The organism is Desulfospira joergensenii DSM 10085 (assembly GCF_000420085.1).
In the GTDB taxonomy this organism is placed as follows: domain Bacteria; phylum Desulfobacterota; class Desulfobacteria; order Desulfobacterales; family Desulfobacteraceae; genus Desulfospira; species Desulfospira joergensenii.
Map to the genome: position 1 here is coordinate 555,656 of NZ_ATUG01000003.1, position 23,215 is coordinate 578,870.

15 protein-coding genes and 1 pseudogene are annotated in these 23,215 nt (G+C 40.3%); 7 read left to right on the top strand and 9 right to left on the bottom strand.

Going from position 1 to position 23,215, the window contains the following annotated elements:
• Positions 1-108 precede the first annotated feature (108 nt).
• Both F608_RS0126695 and F608_RS33530 read right to left on the bottom strand, forming a co-directional pair.
• A complete protein-coding gene (locus F608_RS0126695) occupies positions 109-1,698 on the bottom strand; it encodes a peptide chain release factor 3 (protein WP_022668818.1) in 1,590 nt (529 codons plus the stop codon).
• 136 nt (positions 1,699-1,834) lie between these two features.
• On the bottom strand, positions 1,835-2,065 hold the full coding sequence (locus F608_RS33530) for a hypothetical protein (RefSeq protein WP_022668819.1): 231 nt from the start codon (positions 2,063-2,065) through the stop codon (positions 1,835-1,837).
• 254 nt (positions 2,066-2,319) lie between these two features.
• Here F608_RS33530 and F608_RS0126710 point away from each other — a divergent pair, with 254 nt between their 5' ends.
• The 3 genes from F608_RS0126710 (at position 2,320) to F608_RS37025 (ending at position 6,047) form a co-directional block, all read left to right on the top strand.
• Positions 2,320-2,889 (top strand): hypothetical protein, encoded by a 570-nt coding sequence (locus F608_RS0126710; RefSeq protein ID WP_022668820.1) that lies wholly within the window; start codon positions 2,320-2,322, stop codon positions 2,887-2,889.
• A 114-nt stretch (positions 2,890-3,003) separates the two neighbouring features.
• Positions 3,004-4,158, top strand: a complete 1,155-nt coding sequence (locus F608_RS0126715; protein ID WP_022668821.1) for a hypothetical protein — start codon at positions 3,004-3,006, stop codon at positions 4,156-4,158.
• 5 nt (positions 4,159-4,163) lie between these two features.
• The gene (locus tag F608_RS37025; protein WP_022668822.1) at positions 4,164-6,047 is read left to right on the top strand and encodes an AAA family ATPase; all 1,884 of its coding nucleotides are present in this window, start codon (positions 4,164-4,166) and stop codon (positions 6,045-6,047) included.
• Between the two features lie 85 nt (positions 6,048-6,132).
• Here F608_RS37025 and F608_RS0126725 read toward each other — a convergent pair whose 3' ends face one another.
• From F608_RS0126725 to tnpA, 3 genes and pseudogenes are all read right to left on the bottom strand, one after another.
• On the bottom strand, positions 6,133-8,406 hold the full coding sequence (locus F608_RS0126725) for a tetratricopeptide repeat protein (protein WP_022668823.1): 2,274 nt from the start codon (positions 8,404-8,406) through the stop codon (positions 6,133-6,135).
• Positions 8,403-9,233 (bottom strand): hypothetical protein, encoded by an 831-nt coding sequence (locus F608_RS0126730; protein ID WP_022668824.1) that lies wholly within the window; start codon positions 9,231-9,233, stop codon positions 8,403-8,405. Before F608_RS0126730 ends, F608_RS0126725 begins: the two co-directional genes overlap by 4 nt.
• A gap of 131 nt (positions 9,234-9,364) precedes the next feature.
• Positions 9,365-9,792, bottom strand: a pseudogene (tnpA, locus tag F608_RS34220) (IS200/IS605 family transposase).
• A gap of 617 nt (positions 9,793-10,409) precedes the next feature.
• On the opposite strand from tnpA, the gene F608_RS0126740 reads away from it, so the two are divergent.
• The 4 genes from F608_RS0126740 (at position 10,410) to F608_RS0126755 (ending at position 16,782) form a co-directional block, all read left to right on the top strand.
• The gene (locus tag F608_RS0126740) at positions 10,410-12,710 is read left to right on the top strand and encodes a tetratricopeptide repeat protein (RefSeq protein WP_022668825.1); all 2,301 of its coding nucleotides are present in this window, start codon (positions 10,410-10,412) and stop codon (positions 12,708-12,710) included.
• The gene (locus F608_RS0126745) at positions 12,697-13,473 is read left to right on the top strand and encodes an outer membrane lipoprotein-sorting protein (protein WP_022668826.1); all 777 of its coding nucleotides are present in this window, start codon (positions 12,697-12,699) and stop codon (positions 13,471-13,473) included. Before F608_RS0126740 ends, F608_RS0126745 begins: the two co-directional genes overlap by 14 nt.
• Positions 13,474-13,525: 52 nt before the next feature.
• Positions 13,526-15,421: an AMIN domain-containing protein gene (locus F608_RS33540; protein WP_022668827.1), complete on the top strand. Its 1,896-nt coding sequence runs from the start codon at positions 13,526-13,528 to the stop codon at positions 15,419-15,421.
• A 365-nt stretch (positions 15,422-15,786) separates the two neighbouring features.
• Positions 15,787-16,782 carry a PEP-CTERM sorting domain-containing protein gene (locus F608_RS0126755; RefSeq protein ID WP_022668828.1) on the top strand — a complete coding sequence of 332 codons (996 nt, stop codon included), beginning with the start codon at positions 15,787-15,789 and terminating at the stop codon, positions 16,780-16,782.
• Between the two features lie 79 nt (positions 16,783-16,861).
• Here F608_RS0126755 and F608_RS0126760 read toward each other — a convergent pair whose 3' ends face one another.
• Genes F608_RS0126760 through F608_RS0126775 form a run of 4 tightly spaced genes read right to left on the bottom strand, consistent with a single transcriptional unit; the run spans position 16,862 to position 23,205 of the window.
• Positions 16,862-17,983 carry an SDR family oxidoreductase gene (locus F608_RS0126760; RefSeq protein ID WP_022668829.1) on the bottom strand — a complete coding sequence of 374 codons (1,122 nt, stop codon included), beginning with the start codon at positions 17,981-17,983 and terminating at the stop codon, positions 16,862-16,864.
• A 37-nt stretch (positions 17,984-18,020) separates the two neighbouring features.
• Entirely contained in the window at positions 18,021-19,850 is a 1,830-nt protein-coding gene (locus tag F608_RS33545) for an AMP-binding protein (protein ID WP_084681291.1), read from the bottom strand.
• Positions 19,851-19,868: 18 nt separating this feature from the next.
• Positions 19,869-20,936 (bottom strand): adenine nucleotide alpha hydrolase family protein, encoded by a 1,068-nt coding sequence (locus tag F608_RS0126770; RefSeq protein ID WP_022668831.1) that lies wholly within the window; start codon positions 20,934-20,936, stop codon positions 19,869-19,871.
• Positions 20,929-23,205 carry an efflux RND transporter permease subunit gene (locus F608_RS0126775; protein WP_022668833.1) on the bottom strand — a complete coding sequence of 759 codons (2,277 nt, stop codon included), beginning with the start codon at positions 23,203-23,205 and terminating at the stop codon, positions 20,929-20,931. The genes F608_RS0126770 and F608_RS0126775 overlap by 8 nt, the downstream gene beginning before the upstream one ends.
• Positions 23,206-23,215 lie beyond the last annotated feature (10 nt).

Genomic DNA, 23,215 nt, shown 5'->3' on the forward strand with positions numbered 1-23,215 from the left:
AGATACAAGGCGCAAGAAATTTTATAATTGATGCCTGAAATTTTAACGAAAGTTTTGATCATCTGCAACCATCCACAAATTAAGATGGATGCGTTTTTGAGGCAGACATCAATTGTGCTCCCGGGTTTTATGAAACTCGATAGCCGGCCACTCTTCCATGGCAAACCCAAGCTGATATTCACTGGTGGTTAAAAAAGTGAGCCATCCTTCCGCATCCATGGCAAGGCTGGATTCGTTTTTCCGTTTAAAATCCTTGAGCAGAGACTCATCTTCGCAGGTGACCCACCTGGCCACAGAAAGATCAATGGTCTCCACCCCGGCTTTTACCTTGTATTCGGCCGCAAGCCTTGCCATGGTCACCTCAAACTGGAGAAGCCCCACGGCACCGATGACATGCATATTTCCCATCAAGGGCCGGAACACCTGGATGGTGCCCTCCTCTGCCAGCTGGGTCAGTCCCTTGTTCAGGGCCTTGGCCTTCATGGGATCCTTTAGGATCACCCGTCTGAAATGCTCCGGTGCAAAATTGGGAATGCCCAGAAACTTGAGGGGTTCCTTGGCGGTAAAGGTATCTCCGATCTTGATGGTGCCGTGGTTGTGAATACCGATGATGTCACCGGGGAAGGCCTCTTCAATATTGTTTCTTTCCCGGGCCATGAAAATGGTGGCATTGGAAAGCTTGATCTCCTTTCCCAGGCGGTGGTGGCGGACTTTCATCCCCTTGGAGAATTTTCCCGAACATATTCTGAAAAAGGCGATCCTGTCTCTGTGCTCCGGGTCCATATTGGCCTGGATCTTAAATGTGAAGCCGCTGAAATCTGACTCCAATGGATCCACATCCCGGGTGAGCGCCCTCCTCTTTCCGGGTCTGGGCGCGATCTTGATAAATGCATCCAGCATTTCCCGGACACCGAAATTATTGATGGCGGAACCGAAAAATACCGGGGTCTGGGTTCCGTTGAGAAAGAGGTCGAGATCAAAGGGGTCAGAAGCCCCCTGAATCAGATCCACATCCTCCCTGAGCTGGTCTGCCTGGGTGTCAGAGATCAGCTCATCCAGCCTCGGATCAGATAGATCCGTAATCCGGATGCTGTCATCGTCTCTCGGGGTATAGCCCGGGGTAAATATGCCCAACTCACTGTTCTCCAGATCATAGACCCCTTTGAACCGTTTGCCCATGCCGATGGGCCAGGTCAGGGGGATGCATTCGATCTGGAGTTTCTCTTCGATATCCTCAAAGATATCCAGGGGTTCCATCCCTTCCCGGTCCAGCTTGTTGATAAAAGTAATGATGGGGGTGTTGCGCATGCGGCAGACCTCCATGAGTTTCCGGGTCTGGGGCTCGACTCCCTTGGCATTATCAATGATCATGACGGCGCAGTCCACGGCGGTCAGCACCCGGTAGGTATCTTCGGAAAAGTCCTTATGTCCGGGAGTGTCCAGAAGATTAACCTCATAATCCTTATAATTGAACTTCATCACCGATGAAGATACGGAAATCCCCCTTTCCTGTTCAATGGAGAGGAAATCAGAGGTGGCGGCACGATCAGCCTTCCTTGACTTGACTGCCCCGGCCTGCTGAATAGCCCCTCCAAAGAGAAGCAGTTTTTCCGTCAAGGTGGTTTTGCCGGCATCGGGATGGCTGATGATGGCAAAGGTTCGTCGTTTATTTATTTCTTTTAAAAGTACTTTATCCAAATTCGTATTATCTCATTATCTATAAAAACGAAATATCCAATAAACAGGGTCTATTAGATATTATTCATTTTTTCTTTTGGGTTTTTTACAATCGTGGCGCGGTAAAGGGTAAAACATCAACCGCGCCAGGGAGGGTTTATTTTTTGTATTTCTTTTTAACCTTAAAAAAATCCCAGATTGCCCAGGGAATCAGGACCGCACTCAACACCTGGTTAAACAAGGCGTGTTCCGCCATTTCCGGATCCGAGGTCAACCACCCGTCCCAGAAACACCACAGCCCGAATCCCAACAGCAGAAAGGTAAACACATAGGGACTCATCTGGGGAGGTCTTGGCGTCTTTTTTTCTATTGTTTCCTGTTCTTTCATATTGGGTTTACGATCTCCTTTAATCCAATTTTTCCTTCTATTTATCATAGTTCATTTTAATTGAGAAGCAAGAAAAAAGATGCTAAAAACAAACACTGAACAAAGTTTTTCCTTGATACTGTCCATGGTTTTCAATGATCCCCGCATAAAATTTTCTTGCGGTTTTTCATATTTACAGGTAAATTTTAGTCGTTTAGGTCAATTGTTTGATAAGATCTTTTGAGTTCGAATTAAACATCCTATGGAGAAAATGAATGGATAAGGCCAATCAGGATTCTGGATTCAAAAAAGGCGTCTGGATAAAAGAGCAGCAGGGAATGCTTACGATGGGTGCCATTGACGGACCGGACAAAGAGGCCATGATCGTCCCGGATGAACTGTGCACCAGGATTTTCGCCTTTGAAGAAGAGATGATGAGTGCCTTATACGGCAGCCATCGTGTTCCTTTCAACCCGGCAATTGTCGATATAGAAAAGTTATTAGCAAACCTAAAGGCCCGGTTCAAAGAGGTCGAGATGAAAATCTCTTTTTCAAATCCTCAAAACGAAGAGTTTCAAGGAGATTACGAAAAAATTTTCGATCTTATTGGAACTCTGGTCTTAAGCTCGATATCCCAGGATGCCAAACCCCTGATCTATATCAACGCTTCACTTGTTCAAGGCCATTTATGTATTATTTACCGGGATTCCGATTCCGTTTCAGACCCGTCCCAACTGACCAAAGAAATGAAATATATCAGAACCGAATTAAAGGGTGAGGCCAGTTATAAGAAAACGAGTGAAGACAGATCCTACTATGACATTATGATACCGTCAAAAACATAAGATCCTTTGGTATCCATGGATTTTCACAGGATTTTCTTAATGCCTTGAAAATTGACTTTTTCTAAGATATGGTCTGCCTGCTTGGATTATTGAATTGAAAAACTTGGGCGGTGCATGAAATTTTTTCCCTTAAAAACGGTTATAATATGCCTTGTATTGACCCCGATACTCTATATCGTTACCCTTGACTATACCCGATCATCCCTGGAAAACCGGTATCTGCAATCCGTTCAAAACAGCCTCATTGGAAACTCCCAGCCCCTTTTAAACGGTACTGTTCATATTGAAGAACAGGTAGCCAAGAATATACAGACGTTTTTAAATCAGGACTATCTGGTTCAGCATAAACTCTTAAAACTTGACATTCTGGTCACCACCTCCCAGGGAAAAATAATCTACCCCACCTATGTGACCCCTGAACTCTTATCCGACGAACTGGGCAAAGATTTTAATCCCGAAGTCATTGCTAACCAAAATTTTGAAATTCTCAATTCCGGTCTTGAAGTAAAAGTAAAAATCGACCTGAGCCACGGCTCCAAAATCGCCAATGCGCTTTTGATCCTTTATTCCTCTATTTCTTTTTTCATCTTTTTCATCTTTTACCGGGCCGGAACCCGGAAGGCCGAAAAAAACAGCAGGGATCAGCAGGAACTGATCACCAATCTGAAAAAAGAAGAAAAAGTTCATCGAGAAATCGTCAATGATATCAGCAGAGAGCGCCAGGGACTATTTGAGAATATCAAGGCTTTAAACGAAAAATACCAGGCAGACAAAGAAAAGGCCAAGATCAACGAGGATGAAATGTTCAAGGAGATCGTCTCCCTTGAAGAAAAACTGACTTCATCTGTGGAACTTAAAAAGCGCAAGGAAAATGAAATAGAGGAACTCAAATCAGCCATAGAGAGATATGAACGAAGAAAAAGCTCTAAAGGCCGGCGGAATGAGTTTGATTTTCTAACCAAAAGATTTTCAGCTCTCTATAAAAATGTGGATATGAACCGCAAAGCCCTGAGCGGACTTTTGAACCTGACGGAAGATCAGCAGATCAAAGCGGAAGAAATTATTCTTCAACTGGACAGGGAACCCGAAAAAGTTATCATCAAAAGAAAGGTCTTTTCCGGCAAGAAACACAAAACCGCTTGCCTTGAAGTCTTATTCGCCTATAATGGAAGACTCTATTTCAGAAACACCGGGACCCGGACAGAGGTGGTGGTGATCGGAACCAAAAATACCCAAGCCAAGGATATGGAGTTTCTCCACAGTTTATAAGCCATATGTATACCTCATTTTACAAACTTCATTCAAAACCCTTTCAGATCAGTTCCGATCCGGCATTCATGTGGTTCGGGGAAAAACATAAAGAAGCCCTGGCCACCCTGAAATACGGCATTTTGGACAACAAGGGCTTTCTCCTTTTGACCGGAGACGTGGGAACAGGAAAAACTTCCCTGATCAATTCCCTGGTCCAGAGTCTGAATGAAGATATTATCTGTACTACGGTCCCGGATCCCAGCCTGGATAAGATGGACTTTCTTAATTACATCGCTGCTGCCTTCGGCATGGGCAGGGAATTTCTGGCCAAGGGAACCTTTCTGGCCCACTTCAGGGAATTTCTTCTGGAGGCCAATGAAAAGGGCAAAAAGGTGCTGCTGATCATTGACGAGGCCCAGCTCCTGACCCAGGAGATGCTGGAGGAAATCCGCCTGCTGTCCAATATTGAAAAAGCCGATGCCAAGCTGATCAATATTTTTTTCATCGGACAGAACGAATTCAATGAAATTCTGAACCGGCCCCAAAACCGGGCGGTCCGGCAGCGCCTGACCCTGAACTACAACCTGGAACCCCTGACCCCGGATGAAACCGAGGCCTATATCCGGCACCGGCTGAAAATCGCCGGAACTGAAGAAACTCTATTTGGGCGGTCTGCCGTCCAGGAAGTATTCATGTACTCCGGCGGATTTCCCAGAAGGATTAACATCCTCTGCGACCATTCTCTGCTGTCAGGATATGTAAAGGAACAGCAAATCATAGATGGGGCCATTGTTAGAGAATGTGCCAAGGAGCTGAAAATTCCGGCCCATGTTCGAAACAGGGACATCAACGGTTTTTCTCACACGAAACCAAAGCCGATTCGACCGAATCACGTGGGAAAGGCTGAGCTTGCCCCCCCCTCACCCCATAATCATATGCAGACACCCTCCCAGCCCCTGCAGAAAGCCGCTATCAAAGTGCCCTGGGGATGGATTTTCGCCTTGGCAATCTGTTTCTTTTCTATCTGGATTTTAATCTTTCCGGGTCACTTCAAACAAGCCGCCACATCAGTTGATCACCATCTCACCCAGCTAAAAGAAAGGGTGAGTCCCATAATATATAGGCTCCTCAAGCCATATTTGAAGTACTCTGATTTTGAAAAAGATCAAATTTCCTTCCAGAATTTACCACAATCCATCCCTGATGCCTCGAAACAAAAACCAGTAACTACTCTTAAAAATCAACCGGAATCCCAAACATCTGAAAAAAAGGAGTCTGGAGGATCGAAAAACCATGTAGAAAAAAGTATTGAAAATACGTCTCTCAGTCCCGTTCTTTCAAAAAAGTTTTCAAATCCATCCAATAACGAAAATATTCAAATAGAACCCTCTCAAGAAAAGTTAATTCATGAAATTGTAAAAATCCCCAAATCGCAATCCCAAGAAGAAGCCATTGTAGGCGATATTGAAAATATCATGCCATTTTTGACTCAAAAATCTGCAAGAATCTATGATACTCGCCAAACGGAAAGTGGAGATTCGAATAGCATAGAAAAAAGATTTTTGCCTATGCCCACAGAGAAAATCATTCTCCGGTTTAAATACAACACCAATGACTTCACCCCGAAAGGGCTTGAACAACTGGAAAATTTTTCACAGGTCCTATCCATGCACCCTGAAGCCAAAATCATGATTACCGGATACACCGACTCACAAGGATATGCCAAGTACAACAAAAAACTATCCGAATTCAGGGCAAATATTGTTAAGAGTTTTCTTTTGGGAAAAGGCATTGGGCAGGATCAAATTCAAATCCGGGGTCTAGGCGGAGAGAATCCAATTGAAACCAATACTACGGCTTGGGGAAGAACGATGAATCGCAGGGTCGAGATTGAAGTGCTTGAGTGAACGTAAATCGTTCACCTTATCTCTTTACCTCTTACTTTAACTCCACCAATTTTCATCTCTTTGAATAAATTTTTTATTCATGGGCTTACCCCTGGTTAACTTTGCGCCAGTCAGGCTTAAGTACATCTTCCTCACCCTTTTGATTTTTGGGAAAAGGGTCTGGGTTTTCAGGATCAAATATAAACTCGTCTTCATCTTCACTGCTCTTTGTGTCTAAATCGGACAATACAACTTTGATCTCTAATTTTTCTTTATTTGAAAGATTGCACCCAAGGGCCGTTTCCAGTTTTCTCTTTGCCTCTAAAAGCCTTCCCTGCCGATAAAAAATCATTCCCTGATGATATTTTATAATTCCTTTATCAGGGGCCTTTTGTTCGGCATCGGCAAGTATCCACTCGGCCTGAGAGTAGGCTCGTTTATGAAAGTAAGCCCATCCCAGAGTATCCATGATCCAGGCTTCATTTGGTCGTTTTTCATACGCTTTTCTTGCAAGATCAAGAGCCTTGTCATATTCAATTCCCTCTTCTATATAAAGCCATGCAAGGTTCCCGGAAAGTTCCGGATCGTCTGGAAATTTATCAATGGCTTGAATTAGAGTCTTTAAGGCAGAATCAGTTTGATTATTGCGGACATAAAAATCCGCAAGCCGGACCCAGGCCTGCCGAAAAGACGGTTTTGTTTTAATACATTTTTTCAAGCTTTGTTCTGCCTGTTTTTTATCACCTGAATGTTCATAAACTTGAGCAAGAAGTGTATAAAAATGACCAGGTACATCCTGGTTTTCCATAACTGGTCTAAGGTATTGTAAAGCCTCTTTTGGTTTTTTTGAATTCATACTGAGCCAGGCGGCAATATGTACAACTCCTTGATTATTGCCTTCTCTATCGATGATTTGATTGATTTTTTGAACTGCCTGGTTCCCTTTTCCCATATCAAATAAAAGGGAAGCGTACCTGAATAAGACATCTGTCAACTCAGGCTGTTCAGTCAGTAGCAAGTTATATAATTCAAGTGCCTTGTCATACTTTTTTAATTTTTCAAAAGATTTGGCAATAAAAAAAACAGAAGATAGATTGTTTCCCAGACTCCAGGCCTTGGAAAGGACAGACACTGCCTGGTCATTTTTGTCCTGTTCCATAAGACAGAGACCTTTAAGGATATACCCCCTCGGATTTAGTGGAGCCAATGAAATACCCCGATCAAGATACTGAAAAGCAAGATTGTATTCACGATTACTATAATGAAGCCCTGCCAAGGCAAAAAGGGTTTCCACATGATCAGGATTCAACATCAGGGCTCTGATCAAACTATTCTCAGCAAGTTTAGTCTGTCCACCAGCTAAATAAGCAATCCCAAGTAAATAGTGCCCGGAAATGAGCCCAATGTTTTTTTCGATGGCCGATTTCAGACTTGAAACGGCATAAGCCGTTTTCCCTTTGTAAAGCCAATACTTTCCCTTAAGCAAATCATAGTCGGCTTTATAATCTTTTTTATTCTCAGCGCGTTCCAAATACCTTTCCGCATTTACCATATTCATCTCAGAAAGGTAAAGATTGCCAAGCATCAGTGTAAACCTCGTATCATTTGGATATCGGGTTTCCAGATCTATCAAAATTTTTTGTGCCTTATTTCTCATTCCTGTTTCTAAAAGAAAACGACAGAGGGTTATTTCTGTTAGTATATTGCCTGGATCTTTTTTGACAGCTTGGGCCATATAAAACTCTGTTTTATCATAATCCTTAATAAGGAAATAGTAATCTGCCAAAAGCATTGAGTCTTTTGGAGAAAAGGCCTCCTCTTTTGAGAAGTCTGATATCAATTTTCCTGCTTTTTGTTTTTCCCCTGCCATAGTTAGGCATATCGCTAATTTTATTATAGGCCTAGGATTTTTTGACTCCATGATAGCTGCCTTTTCATACATCATAGCGGCCCGTTTAAGATCATTTGACATCATAGACGTGTCACCGGAAAGGATAAAAAATTCTGAATCCTTCCCTTTAATTTTTTCAAGTTCAAAAAGATTTTTCAGGGTTCCTGTTTTATCGCCCTTGAGCAATAGGATTCGTATCAAATCCTTTCGAATATTTTCAGCTTTTGGATTGAATTGCAGAGCTTTTTCGAAGTAATTATTAGCAGAATCAATATTTGAAAGTTTTAGATGAGCGTCACCTATCTTATGAAATATTTCTGAAGTGGGTTTTTCGGCCGCAGATTTTATCCAATATTGAATTGCAGTCTTATAGTGTTTTTCAGCAAAGGCCCTGTTCCCGTTTTCCTCGTTTGAAACGGATGGCTTTGAATAACAGCCCGCCATTAAAAAAATAAAAAAGAACAAAAAATAACTGAGTTTTTGTATCACTTTTTAATCACCAAAGTAACTATAAGAGAGGCGATAACAATTACTCCAGACCAAAGAATGATTTCCAATTTATTCGAATATGCATATCGTGCTATACCAAGTATAAAACTGAATATCCATGGTAGTTCACTGGCATGTGAATTACCTACACGCTGGGAGGAAGGTTTTCGATATTCATCATCTCCTTCTAACCTATTGGAAACCTGTTCAGAATCAGCGACCGATGCTTCTTTTTTTTTAAAGTTTTGAAATGCTATTAAAATATCATCCTTTTTGCCACTTTGATTACTACCTATGTCTAAGTAACCGATACTATATAAATTTAGAGCTTCAAGCTTTTTTTCCAATATTTTTAAGGTATTAAGGTTTTGTATTTTCTCTTGGGCCTGAGGCTTTTTTTTTTCTTCTGTTTCAAAAGACGAGATGTTCAAATGTTTTAAAGCAAATCGAGTTCTTTTTTTCAAAGCCAGGTACTCTTCAAGAATAGATCTAATTCTCAAGTTAGCTGCAATCTGCCTATCTAAGGATGAAGTTGGATCGAAGCCCTCTTTAGTTAAAACATTTAACGGGATATCAATATCAATTAAGTCGGCAGCAATAGGTACCTTTCCCTTTGGATATGTTATTAAAAAAGATTCTCTATTATTGTACTTCGTATTATACGAGAGGACATAATGCTTTGAAATGGTCTCTGAACTACCTTCAGGAATTTCTAACTGATGGGCAGGAGGAGGTTCCTTTCGAATTGAAAACCAAGAGTAAGAGGTGACCGGAGCCAAGAATGTAAGGCACCCAATTAGAATAATTTTTTTTGTCACACTGATCATCGGAATCCAGAAAAATTTGAGTGTTTATAGATAAAACGTTAAGCATCTCGCCAAATGAATACCACCAGTGAATTGGTGGCATCATGCCCCCCCCTTAAAGGTGGGGGCTCGCACCAGCCACTTTTTGTTTTTTATTTAAAGGGCAAATACATCTGATTCTTATCCTTTTGTTCTTGATTCTTAATATATGTCCGAATCATGCCTCATCCAAACCGACAGTGCTGACACAATATCCTCGTGCCCAAAATGTTCTTCCTCGTATCATTCGACTGCTTCTGGTTGCAAAACTCATCACCTCCGAAGCGCTTTTCCCTTTCAAAAGGCCAATCGTATGGGCGACCGAGTATTTGGGTGGGATCGAAATACGCAGATGAATGTGATCCGGCATCGCATGCCCTTCTAATATCTCAACCCCTTTTATACGCGCCCATTTTTTTATCGTATCGACTACTATCTGCCTCTTGACTCCGTATAATTCTTTTCGCCTATACTTCGGTATCCAAACCACATGATACTTACAATTCCAAACTGAATGTGCTAATCTATTGAAACGTTCCACTGAAATCTCCTTCTATTGAGTAGCTGGCGCTCTCATTGTAGGAGATTTCTCCCTTCTTGGCACTAATCTCTGGCAAAACCATTGTTCATACCACTGGCATGCCAGTGGTTTATTCCGTTGAATTTGACTGTTGTGCTCAAGAACCGATATCATAAAACGAAAGAAACTGTCCACTCATTTATCCCTTTAACTCAACTTTCGAGATTCCTTCAGCCCAGAACACAATAAGATCAAATAATAAGGGCTCAAATGAGACTGAATCGCCCCTCGTTTTTTAGACACTTCTACGCTATAGAAAGTGACTTAAGGATGGGCTTATGAGCGAAAAACGGTATACAGAAGAATTCAAAAAAGAAACGATCAAACAAATCAGAAGAGGATAGGTCATCTATTCGCTTGAAGGCAAGGGGATTCAACTATCTCTGATAGGAACATTAAAAAATCACTGTTGTTTCTATCCTCAAAAGACTGTATAAACATATTTCAAATATTGATTTTTCATTGACAATCATTAATATCACATAATATTTAGAAGATTAGCTTCTGCGTACATAGTAAGAAATCTAAATAAAAGTCGCCGTTTGGATTTGGATACTTTAAAAACTCGGAGATAGTGTATGAAATCCAGTCACAGGTTCATCTTGATTTTTCTTGTCATCTCTCTTGCCTGCACAGGTTGCACAAATAAGGAAAATAAAAAAATTAGTCACGTCGAAAAAGGTGATCATTATTTCGCTGATAAACAGTACAAACAAGCGGAAATAGAATTCAGGAATGCGCTACAAATCGATCATAATGATACATCTGTCCTCTTAAAGATAGCCCAAACACAAGAGAAATTGGGGCAGCTCAAGAATGCATTGCAGACTTACAGACGTATTGAAAAAATAGATCCCAAAAATGAAGTGGCCCTTCTAAATATTGCAAAATTTTTCTTATTGACGAAACAGGTTTCCGAAGCAAAAAAGCGGATAGACGTGGTTTTAACGAAAAATCAAACCAATACAGATGCTCTTTATCTTAAGGCACAGTTACTAATTCGTCAAAATGGGATTTCAAACGCTGAAAAAATATTAGAAAAAATACTAAGTATTAAAAAGGATCATGTCCCAGCACTTCAGGCCTTAGCGAGACTGAAAAGTTTTCAAAAAAAATATGATGAAGCTGAAATACTTCTATTAAATGCAATTAATTTAGCACCACGCTCTTCTCAACCTCGAATCGCTCTGGCTGCGTTTTATATAAATCAAAAAGATTTCACAAAAGCAGAAGAACAACTTAAACTTTCTGCAAAAGAACATCCAGACAATGCCTCACATCAAATTATTTTGGGGAACTACTACCTTAAAACGAACAATATCAAAAATGCGGAAAAAGCTTATAAGAAAGCTGTAAAAATAAATCCCAGTGTAGATAATTATTTGGCTTTGGCCGGGTTTTACAATAGAATCGACAAAGATGAAGAAATACTTCCGCTAATTAAGAAAGCGTTAGAAATTGATCCTAAAAACATTACGGCAAGACTATCATTAGCAAGATATCACTACATAAACAAAAAAGCTGACGAGGCACTAACAATTGTTGATGAAATTATAGAACAAAGGCCGCAACTCTACGCTGCCAAACTATTCCAAAGCGAAATTTTTATACTCAAAAAGAAGTATCAAAATGCATTACTGTTATTGGAAAAGCTTGAAAAAGAAAATCCTAAAGAATCTAAAATTTTTTATCTAAAAAGTCTTTGTCAAATTGCATTAAACAATACCACAGAGGCTACAGCTTCAGCAGCAAAAGCAATTGAATTGAAACCTACGTATATTCGAGCGAGAATACTTCTTGCAGATATCTATTATCACCAAAGAGCTTTTGAAATGGCTATCGACCATACTACTGAAGTATTAAAACTTGTTCCCAACTCATATCAAGCGTTGTCGATCCAGGCGGATTCTCAATTGGCCCTCGGTCGATTTTTAAAGGCAGAGGAATCATACAAAAAAATTATAGAATTAAATCCGAACAACGGATCTGCCTATTATCGTCTTGCTGCTTTAAAATCAAGACTGAATGAATTTAAAGCAGCAGAAAAATTATTAGAAAAAGCTTATTCAATGAATAGCACAAACCTTGATGTTTTCGCACTGAGAGTTAAAAATAGGATCACCCAGAAACAATTTGACAAGGCTCACTCACTTTGTGATCAAATGATTGAAAGGCACCACGATAACAAGATAGTCCAAGCAACTGCCCTTTGTATTGAAGCCAATCTCTTTAAAATTGAAAAAAGGATTGATGAGGCTGAAAAATCTTTACTTAAAGCCATTCAAGCTGCCCCTAGTTACCTGATCTCTTACAATTTACTTGCCCAAATTTACCTATCTCAAGATAAATTGGAGAAAGCCAAAGAGCAATTCAAAAAAATGATTCAAAAAAGTCCTGATTTACCTTCACCACATATGATACTGGGTACAATATTTGAGTCAGAAAAAAAGTTCAAGGAGGCTGAGTATCATTATCGAAAAGCAATTGAGATTAAAGCTGATTTTGCTCCTGCTGCTAATAATCTTGCCTACCATCTGGCAGAACGGACAAATAAATATGATGAGGCTTTAAAATACGCAAAAATTGCTAAGGAACTTCTTCCTGAGGAGATTAGCGTTTCAGATACAATTGGCTTTGTCTACTATAAAAAAGGACTCTACAGCAATGCTATTGCCGAATTTACTGAAGCGATCAAAAAAAATCCGAATCACCCCGTCTTATGCTATCACCTTGGTCTTGCCTACAATAAAAGAGGAGATTTCGAACTTGCTAAAAAGTTTTTGAATAGATCGCTCGAAATCAGTGATACGTTCCAATACGCAAAGAAAGCCCAAAAATTGTTATCGGATTTAAAAAAGGATAACCGTGAGGAACTATAACCTTTTCATAAGTGTTGTTATTATAGTTTTAGCATCGTCCTGTAACCTTTGCGGACAGGAAATTACCGGGAAGAAGCTTTCAGAAAAAATATTTAATCGAGACAGAGGGAAAGATTCCTTTTCTGTTGCACTAATGATCATTGTGAGTAAAAGCGGGACTGAAAAAAAACGCGAATTCATTAGCAAGCGCGTAATGGTTAATGGATTAGAGAAGCAAATATTACGCTTCACTTCGCCCGCTGACATTGATGGTACAGGTTTTTTAACCATTGAAAAACAAGGATGGGAAACGGAGCAATTCTTATACTTGCCTGCTTTAAGAAGAACTAGGAGAATCGTTAGTTCTCAGAAAGTCCAGCGATTTGTAAACAGCGATTTCACCTATGAAGACATGGAGCGTCAACCTGTTGACAACTATGTCTATAAAATCGTCGGTTTTAAAAATCTTGGAGGGTTAGACTGCCACATCCTTGAAACCCGTCCAAAGAAAGGCATAAAATCCCAGTACAGTCTTACTGAAAGTCTGGTTTCCAAAAAGTCCTTTGTGCCGTTGCTTGTCAGGTACTTTGATAAAAAAGGCAACCATATAAAAACATATAAGGTTTTGAAATTAGAATTGATACAAAACATATGGACAGCATCGACTGTAAGTATGGAAGACATTGTAAAAGGACACAAAACCTACATTAAACTTAATAAAATCGAATACAATATCCAGATAGATCCCGCAAATATATCTCGAAAAACCCTTGAGTTACCTTAAAATGGCATCATTATTGCTTCCAGTATGTTAAGAACTTACAAGGGAACAAATAATGACAAAAACCGAAAATAGACGTGTTTCTCTACTCATTATACTGATCAGCTTTTCTGCGTGTATTGCCCAGCCGACGATTTCATTTTCCCTTCCTTCCATCCGAGTTCAAAATGTTACTCTAAGTAGGGATAAAGACAGTGATATTGTCATTGTTTTTCTAGATAAGCATCCAATTACTCGCTCTTTTACGCTCCACAATCCCGAAAGGATCGTTGTCGATATTTCAGATACATTTATTCCAAAGGTATCTATGGCAAAAGAAAAAGAAAGTGGAACAATAAAAAGAATTCGTATCGCTCAAAATCAAAAAAAGACTGTACGCGCTGTTGTGGATCTTAATACAAAGGTCTATACACATAGTGTTACGCTAAAATCGATAGATGGGAAACCGGCTCTTTTTATTAAGGTGCAAAAACCAGGACAAATTATCTCCTCCCTCTGTACGGATAGATTAGACCATTCGATAACCGAAAACACTAACTCAGCAAGCCCTTACAAAGAACCATTTTCCATCGAGACTACAAAAAAAAATAGAAGTATTGCCGAGGACAGCCAAGTTTCCGTTCTTCTTTTTGATGACAATGAGACAAGAGATATATTACAAATATCAAAGGATACCGATAAGGAATCTGATCTATCCTTTTCAGGTTTTCTGCATATGAGGACCACCTTTCAGTTAAAAGACGAGGATCGGATTGAAAATAAAAATAATTTTAGAAATCGCTTGCTGCTGAAGGCCGAATATAAAAAAAAAGCTACCGTTTCTGCCCTGTCTGACTATCTATACTTTGATCAGACTGACAAAACTGAGGATTATAATTTGACCCTTCACGAGGCAAAATTACAGCACATTGATAAAAAATACGGATTTTCTATTGGAAACCAGGTGGTCCGATGGGGCAAGACTGACCAGATCAGCCCGGTCGACTCGCTAAACCCGGAAAATTTGCGTCAATTTATCATTCCTGAATATGAAGAAAGGAAAATTCCAGTTTTAATGGCAAAGGGTAGTTATTATTTTGATGAATTTAACATTGAAGGAGTATTTATTCCATTTTTTAAGGAGTCTAAAATTGACTATTTTGGAACTAATTGGTCTATTTTCGGCCATCTTAAGAAGGAGATATTGGATTCATCGCTTCCCCTTTCCTTAAAAAATTATTTCGGTAATATGGATATCCATGAACATGACCCGGTTAACGAATCAGAATTTGCTTTTAGACTTTCAACAACGACCAAAGGTATTGACATGGGACTAATTTTCCATCATGCCATTGAAGACACCCCTTATTTTAAAAATTTTCCGGTCAAAAACATTGAGGTGGATGGCGATATTTCATCACAAGGACTGACAGACCTATTGAAAAATGCAATCATGACAAATCAAAGCATTGAGGTGGAATATAAAGAAATCAATCTATTTGGATTTGAGTTCGAAACCATTGTCGAAAATTTTGGACTGCGCGGAGAAATAGCCTGGCAGGATAATCAATCTTTTTTGACGTCTTCCCTGACATCTGTCAGCTCTCCCTCACTTCATTATGTAATTGGAGCAGACTATTTGACCCAGAAAAATACATATTTTAATATGCAGTTTTCCCATCATCACATCACAAATTATAACCCGGAAACGCTCTACTTTAAAAGAAATACTTACTCATTGCTGGGAGAAATCCGGACAGAAATAGTTTCCGACTGGCTCCAGGCATGCTTAAAATATAACATAACGATTAACGACAATGCCTGGTACCTTTCACCCTATCTTAAATATACCTATGTGACAAACCTTGAGTGTCGTATCGGGGCTCACTTGTTCCATGGAGACCAAAACACTTGGTATGGAAGTTTTAACACCGCCGATCTTCTCTTTTTGAATCTTTTATACCACTTTTAATGGATTAGAGGAAATTCCCTATTTCAATCGATAGTATTAAATACATAATTACCACAGGATATGAAAAAAAATACATAACATTATGTATTTTTTTTCATATCCTGTGGTAATTAAACGCCGCATTGTTAATTCGATCGAGAATTTAATTCAGCGCAAAAACGTTTGATTCATTAAAAATATCAATAACATACGATATCGATACTCGTCTAAAGGCCTGAAATAAAATTTTTGAGGTTTATGGCATCTTACTTGCAAATCCTTATTTCAAACTTAAGATTAAAGGGGGTGATTTAACGAATTACAAACGATAGACGGATTCGAAAATCATGAAATAGTAATACAAATCAAATAGGAGATTATTGAAAATGAATCTTAGAAAAAATTTAATAGCATTGGTGTTATTCACGTCATTGTTTTTATTAAGCAGCACAGGTTACTCATTTGTCCTAGGCCTTAATTTCGACGAGGACGGACTGGATAACGGAACAAGCTATATCCCTATCTATGGATATTCCTATGACCAATTTGGTTCTAATAATACTGCAGGTGAAGGACAGGATACAGAAGACTTTACAGATATCATATCTGGAACTTCTGCTGAGGTTGATATCGTTACTGTACAAACCACAAGCGGTGGGGCGGGTAGTGATGATATTCTCGGAAACGGTGATACCTTTTACGAAGATATAGGATTTTCAGTACAGAACGCCCTTGACTGGACCGGATTATCATACTCCGTGGGAGCGTCTTTTGAGGGTGCTCAGATCAACCTGGAAGTACATCTTGACGGACATATTAAGGATTATTCCAACGCTGCTGGTGACGTTGACATTACCAACGCAACTACATATGCAAACATTCAAAGTGCCTCGTTCACATCCGTTTTTGATACCGGGGGTGCCACTCTTTACGTTGACGCCAATGCCAACGGTGTCCAAGATGTAGGTGAAGATACCATAGCTACTTTCACTCTGTTAAGTGGTGATGATATCAGCCTGGAACCGACTGTTTTTGCTGGTGGAGATGTCGGAGACGACATTGCTTACTCTTTCGAATGGACTTATGCAAATCCCGAATATTGGGACAACAATGTATACGACCCGGCTGGTTTGCTTTTGCAGGATCTTATCACTCTGGAACTTGCGTTTGCTTCAACTACCGATAATATTACCGGTATAAATGCCTTGGGTGTAGGTACGGATTCTGACACTGGTGAGACTACTCTATTAATTCCTTTTGCTGCCGCTGGCGGAGACGCTATTTTCAGCGCCAAGGTTATACCGGAACCTTCAACACTGCTTCTGTTAGGTTTTGGTTTGTTGGGTTTTGCAGGTGCGTGCAGAAGGAAAAAACTTAATTAAGAACTTGTATTCACTAAAACAATAATTAATTAAAATAGTAAAATAAAACAGGCGGTCGTCTTAAAATCGATCGCCTGTTTTATTCTGAATCAACCTTATCAAAATAATGAACTAAAACACGTTCCAAAAATTGATCTGTATTAGAGAATCTGAAAACTTTTTTTGTAATTTCTATCGTTAGTTTATTATCAAAACATTGGGTAGTAGAAAGATAATCAAAAAACACCGGTAGGGCTTTCATAGCCCTCTTGGTGTCGGCAGACACAAACAGACTGATTGCTGGCAGTACAGTTTTAAACAACCATACAGGAATTAAAAAACATGGCGCCAATCGGTATCTGTATGCTTTAATAATTTTTCGTATTTTCTTTCTAAGATCAGAAATCAATATTGCGTTATCCGGCCCCGAACACTCATGAAGAATCAGTCCAGAGGTTTCTTGCGTCTTGCTGGACCAGGCAATAACTTTTGCGACATAATCCGATGGTATAATATCCAAGCGTGCGGTTCCCGTGGCCGGTGTAAACCCCAGCGTTCTCCTACCAGAAAGAAACTCGCAAAGATGATAGAAAATCTGGTAATGAATGATTTTCCCTGTTATAGAATCCCCGACCACCATGCTAGGACGATGAACAGTTATGGGCATTCCTTTTTCGACCTGTTTCCGAATAAAGTCTTCTGCCTCAGCCTTTGCCTGTTCATAGGTGTTGTGGAATTCTCGCTCTGTATCGATCCAGGTCTCCGGAACAATTCCGGGCATTCTTCCCCCTACCCCCACAGTGCTGACAAATTCAATCTTTTCCAGATTCTTGTTTTTCAGACAAATTCCTGCCAGTTCAACAACATTTTTAGCCGAATCCACCGAGCATCGCCGGGCCTCTTCCAAGGGCAGATTCATTCTTACATTTCCGGCGGAATGAATGATATGTGTACATTTCTTTGAAAGACGGTCATATTCAATGGAATTCATTCCAAACAATGCTTGGCTGATATCACCGATGATGCCGTTGACCCTTTTTTTCCTCTCATCTTCAAAATCGAATTCCCAAAAAACAAAGAGTTTATTCAGCCTTTCCTGGAGGTGATTTTCGTTTTCTGCCCGTATCAGAAGATCGATCGAACTGTCCTGGTCCTCAAGCAGCAAGGGGATAAGGGCTGCTCCTATGGCGCCTGTGGCCCCGGTTACAAAATAATGTTTCATAATTATTCCTCACAACTCCATAAAACTTATCACGCCTTTAAATTGCGCATACCAGCAGGCCGTTATTCCTGATGGAATCATATCTTTCACTCTCTTCCTCTATCTCAAGGGAATGGTAGATTTCATCTATGTCCGGGGCGAATTTTGCCTCAATATTTTTTCGCTTAATTTTAAAATTACCGGTCAATTCTTTGTTTTCCACGCTGAGTTGATATTCTGTGATCAGAATTCCGGCAGGTCTTTGGAATTTAGGCAATGGCTTGATCAGGTCACACAGATCTTCTGCAATAATTTTTAAATTTCGCCGTGCTGTCAAAATATCAGATCCAGAATTTTCGAAATTTACTTCCTGCTGTATTCTCTTCGATAAAAGGTCCCGGGAAATCGTAGCCAAAGCGATAATAAATTTTTTTCCGGCTCCAAAAACAATTGCATGTTCTATGTACGGTGCCCGTCGCAACCGGTCCTCAATTCCAGTAGGAGCGATTTTCCGGCCGGTGGAAATCTTGAATATTTCAGATTTTCTGCCGGTAACTGACAAATAGCCATCGCGGTCAACATTCGCATAATCGCCAGTGGGAAAATATCCATCTTCTGAAAAATCTTTATTTCCGGACGGATCTTCGTAATATCCTGAAAAAACGCCCGGACCCCGGACAAGCAGTTCCCCGTCTTCCAAAAATTTGATTTCATTTTCAGGTCTGGGTTTGCCCACACTGCCGAAGCGGTATTCACTTGGGGTGTTCATGGCGTTGGGAATGATGTTCTCACTGATGCCGTATGCTTCCAAAACCAAAATACCCAGGGCATGGTACTTTTCCAGGAGCCACTCAGGCATGGGGGCGGACCCGCTGATCAGATACCTCATATTGGATCCCAGAAAAGATCGAATTTTTTTCAGCACTAGGCGGTCCATGAGTCCATACCAAATACGGTCAGTCAAAGAACCTTTTTCATGATTCCTGATGGATGCGGCATGCCGGTCTCCAACACGAATAACCTTTTGAATTAATCTTTGCTGCCAAAGGGGTTTACTCTTTATCTGTTCGTTGATGGCTTCATACACCTTTTCAAACACCCTTGGCACACCGATGAACAAATGGGGGTTTATCCGTGGAAGAAGAGTGATAATTTCACGGGGATCTTCCACAAAATAGGTGGATGCGCCAAGCTCAATAGCACAAAAATTGATCATACGCTGAAAAAGGTTGGATAACGGCAGCCAGCAGGGAAAATTGCAGTTCCCATCCATGTCATCGAAACCGCTTAAAATCGATCTGCAGGCGATCAGTACCTGGTCATGGGTATACAAAATCCCTTTGGGAGCTCCGGTAGTTCCAGACGTAAATATAATGGTGGCCGGTTTTCCATTCCCGGCCAGGATTTGATTTTGTCCTTCCGATGATTCCATGCTTTCCAGACAAAGCCATTCTCCGGAATCGTGAACCCTGTCCATACTGATCAGACATCTGAACCCGGACCGGTGTTCGATATCTATTTTTTCAAGCAGCTCTGGATTCTGGACAACGATAGATTCAAGTTTTGCCTTTTGAATGATATGGTTAATGTTCTCCCGGATCTCATTGGGGTCAATGCCGACCACTACTGCGCCCATAAAAAGTGCAGCCATCTGGACAAATTCCCAGGTCTGGGAAGTTGGGGCCATAATACCAATATGGTCTCCCGGTCTAATTCCGGCCTGTCGAAATCCCGATGCAATGGCTTTCACGGATCTATAATAGGATTTCCATGTCGTTTCCTGCCATTCCCCTTGATCCCCAAGGGTAAAGTGAGCCGGCAGTTGAGGAGTTGTCTCTGCCCTTTTTTTCAACATTTCCGGAATGGTCTGTGCTTGTTGTTGCATCATGCACCTTTCTATCAGGTTTTAAAATATCGGATCATAGGTCCCCTTGGGCATGTTGATCCGAAGTTCCTTTTCATCCAGTTCCAGCCATTTAAGGCTCCGGGTAACATCTTTTCCAAGAAACACTTTGTTTTTAATCATAAAATTCACAATAGGTGTCATGATTTTCCAGTACAGACGAATTGCTTTGCCTTCCCGGATTAAGGCAGAAAACTCAGGATGATAGGGATTAAAGCCGAAATGTTTAAGGTCGGAATACATCAACAGCCAGTTAATGGGATAGTTGCTGTAAATCGGACTGGCATGTTTCCCTGTTTTTACCAACTTGTTTTTTACCACACTCTTCATCACCTTATCCTGGTTGTATTCCCAGGCATGAAACGGGGCCAGGTACCTTGGAAATACAGTGCCTTTGGGATAAGATAGAGGATTGAAAAAATTGGCCAGTTCTGCCTCGGTTAAAAGGCCTGAACTCCTGAGGCCGGGAGGTGTCCAATCGGTCTCACAGATCAATTTTCTGGAAAACTCATAAAGCATTCGTTCCGGCTCTGGCTGCCCAGGTGAATATCCGGCCAGAATGAGGGGGATCTCCTTTTCCATGGCCATCTTAATGGCATCACCTTCAAATAAGGGGGCATAGACATAGGATATGGTATATACAGCACCCCGTTCTTCCTGGTTTTGCAACAGGTATTTAAAAATTTTAGCATAGAGATTGTCTGAGGGGGAAAAGGAAATATGATCAATCTCCAGTTTTTTTAAGGCCCGTCTCATGTTGTCCCAGGCGATTTCAGGAATATTCACATTGGTGGTAAAGGCTAGAACATTGAGCCTGTAGTCGATTTTGAGCTTATACAAAAGATAAATACTATCTTTTCCTCCACTTAGTGGAACCAGGCAGTCGTATTGCCCTTGTCCCCTGCACTCCTGCAAAGCTTTTTCAAGATCTTCCTGACGCTCTTTTCTGATATTTTCATCCGGCCCCGTATCCTGAATTTCATATTCCCGGCAGAACCGGCATACTCCGGCATGATCGATATCAGCATCCGGTACTTTTGCCGGCAGGGTGCACAATTTGCATTCACGCATATTTATCTCCCAATATTTTCCACTGTTCTAGTGCCAGCAACAAAGCAGGCAAAATAAAAACATCACCAATAAGCGCTGAGACCATTATAATGGAACTCAACAGACCAAAATATATTGTCGGAACAAAAAAGCTTAACACCATAATAATAAATCCGATCACTAAAATCAGAGATGAAGAAAAGAGTGCCCGTCCCTTTTCAAGAATGACCATGTTTATGGCTTTAGATATAGGAATATTCTTTTTTACATTCTTTTTAAATGCAGTTAAAAAATGTATGGTATCGTCAACCGCTATCCCTAATGCTATTGCGGCAATAAGGGATGTTGCCGCATTCAAAGGAACCCCGGCGACTCCCATGATACCAAAATTCAATATAATAGGGAAAAAATTGGGGACAATACTGACCAAGCCTAATTTAAAGGATTTCATCACAAAAAACATCATTATGGCAATCACCCCTGCAGCGATGGAAAGACTTGAAATCTGACCATTGACCAGGTATTCAATCATATTGATATCCTGAACCACCTTCCCGGTTATTCTGACAGCAAGCCCTTGGTTCGGCTGGGCTTTAATCACTTCTGTAAGTTGCTCAAGGATACGTTTCTGATCTGCGGTGCCGTGCCGATTAATGCGAAGGGAAATTCTGGCACGATCAAAAGATTCATTCACAAAATCATAGATATCATCCGACCCGTACAGGAGCAGGTATTGTGCCACCAGAGGCTTTGATTCGGGAAGTTTTCTCATCAAGGGATTTTCGTTATGAAATGACTGGTTCATATCTTTTAAAAAATCAACAAAAGAGATTGTTTTGTCTACACCTTCAATGGCTTCCATTTCCTGCTGGAGCTTTTCAATAAAGGTCAGGTATACAGGATCTTTAAAAGGTTCTTCTTGCTCCCTTGCAGATACCAGATCAATCTCTATGGTTCTGACTCCTGATATCTGTGTTTCAATAAAATCAGTGGAAATTCTCACTTCACTGTCTTTTTTAAAATAGTTCAGGACATTTGTGTCAACTTTAATTTTAAAAGCGGCAAAGCCAGTAGCAATAACAACGCCTATACTTAAAAAACAAATCATGAAATATCTGCTATTAATAATTCTGAATATATGATCAAGAAAAATGTTAAACGCGCCCTGTTCTGATTTAATAGTAAAAATTTTTCGTTCTGGAAAAAAAAGAATAAGGGAGGGGAGAAACAAAAAGGCGTAGATGAATTCAAACACCATTCCGGCAGAGGCAATCAGAGCAAACTCCTTAATCGGGACTAATTTGCTTGAATACAGAGAAAAGAAACCCACTGCCGTGGTCAGAGTGGTTAAAAAAGAGGGTACGATTACTTTTTTTAGCACATGGCAAAGTGCATCTTCCTTTTTTTTAAACTGAGCTAACGTGCCCTGATCCAGGTGTGAATATATATGAACTGTATCGCAAAGGGCCAGAGCCATGACAACCGGCGGTACAATGGTTGTAACATTATTTAGGGTAATGTCAAGAATCGGAAAAAGTCCCATGGTGGAGCCCATGCATAGAGATATATTCAACAGTGCAATACATGTCAGCAAAATATTTCTGAAAAACAGGAAAACAGAAATGGTTATGAACAGATAGGTTACGGGAATAAAAACCGAAATATCTCGTTTCATAAACTGGGACAAATACAGGTTGGTGGTTGTCCAGCCCGCCATAAAAACTTCACCGGTCTGATCTAAGTATTTATGAAGAACCTTCTCGCAATTTTGAACCAGCCTCTTTCTGTACCCTGGATCATTTGGTCTTTCATAAACAGAAACCACAATGGCAGCCGTTTTCCCATCCAGTGAAATAAAATTGTTAACATACAGTGGATTTGCCAAAGCATTTGTTTTTAATTTTTCAAGATCTTTTTTCTCTTCGGGTATTTCTTCAAGAAATTTTTGTACAATGAAAAAATCGTTCTCGCCAATTGTATCATTTACGTTGGCCAGACTTTTAACCTCTCGGACACCCTCTATTTCTTCTATATCTGTCGTAATTTCTTTTAAAAGAGTCAAATTCTGATAGGTAAAAAGGTTTTTTTTATTAAACGCAATGATAAAAAATTCATCATTGCCAAATATATTTTTAAATTCCTTGTAAAAATTAGCATCAGGATCATTTTCCAAGGTAAAATAATCTACATTATCAATAGTTTTAATTTCACGCAGCCGGATAACAAAAGGCAGTGCGATCAGAAGAGAAAGTATCAGAAAAAACCATTTGTGTCGCGTGATGATATCCATGGGGATCCGG

Excerpts from the sequence above, each read along its gene's own strand:
- F608_RS33530 (WP_022668819.1), bottom strand. The coding sequence starts at position 2,065 with ATGAAAGAACAGGAAACAATAGAAAAAAAGACGCCAAGACCTCCCCAG.
- F608_RS0126710 (WP_022668820.1), top strand. The coding sequence starts at position 2,320 with ATGGATAAGGCCAATCAGGATTCTGGATTCAAAAAAGGCGTCTGGATA.
- F608_RS0126715 (WP_022668821.1), top strand. The coding sequence starts at position 3,004 with ATGAAATTTTTTCCCTTAAAAACGGTTATAATATGCCTTGTATTGACC.
- F608_RS37025 (WP_022668822.1), top strand. The coding sequence starts at position 4,164 with ATGTATACCTCATTTTACAAACTTCATTCAAAACCCTTTCAGATCAGT.
- F608_RS0126730 (WP_022668824.1), bottom strand. The coding sequence starts at position 9,233 with ATGATCAGTGTGACAAAAAAAATTATTCTAATTGGGTGCCTTACATTC.
- F608_RS0126740 (WP_022668825.1), top strand. The coding sequence starts at position 10,410 with ATGAAATCCAGTCACAGGTTCATCTTGATTTTTCTTGTCATCTCTCTT.
- F608_RS33540 (WP_022668827.1), top strand. The coding sequence starts at position 13,526 with ATGACAAAAACCGAAAATAGACGTGTTTCTCTACTCATTATACTGATC.
- F608_RS0126755 (WP_022668828.1), top strand. The coding sequence starts at position 15,787 with ATGAATCTTAGAAAAAATTTAATAGCATTGGTGTTATTCACGTCATTG.
- F608_RS0126760 (WP_022668829.1), bottom strand. The coding sequence starts at position 17,983 with ATGAAACATTATTTTGTAACCGGGGCCACAGGCGCCATAGGAGCAGCC.
- F608_RS33545 (WP_084681291.1), bottom strand. The coding sequence starts at position 19,850 with ATGATGCAACAACAAGCACAGACCATTCCGGAAATGTTGAAAAAAAGG.
- F608_RS0126770 (WP_022668831.1), bottom strand. The coding sequence starts at position 20,936 with ATGCGTGAATGCAAATTGTGCACCCTGCCGGCAAAAGTACCGGATGCT.
- F608_RS0126775 (WP_022668833.1), bottom strand. The coding sequence starts at position 23,205 with ATGGATATCATCACGCGACACAAATGGTTTTTTCTGATACTTTCTCTT.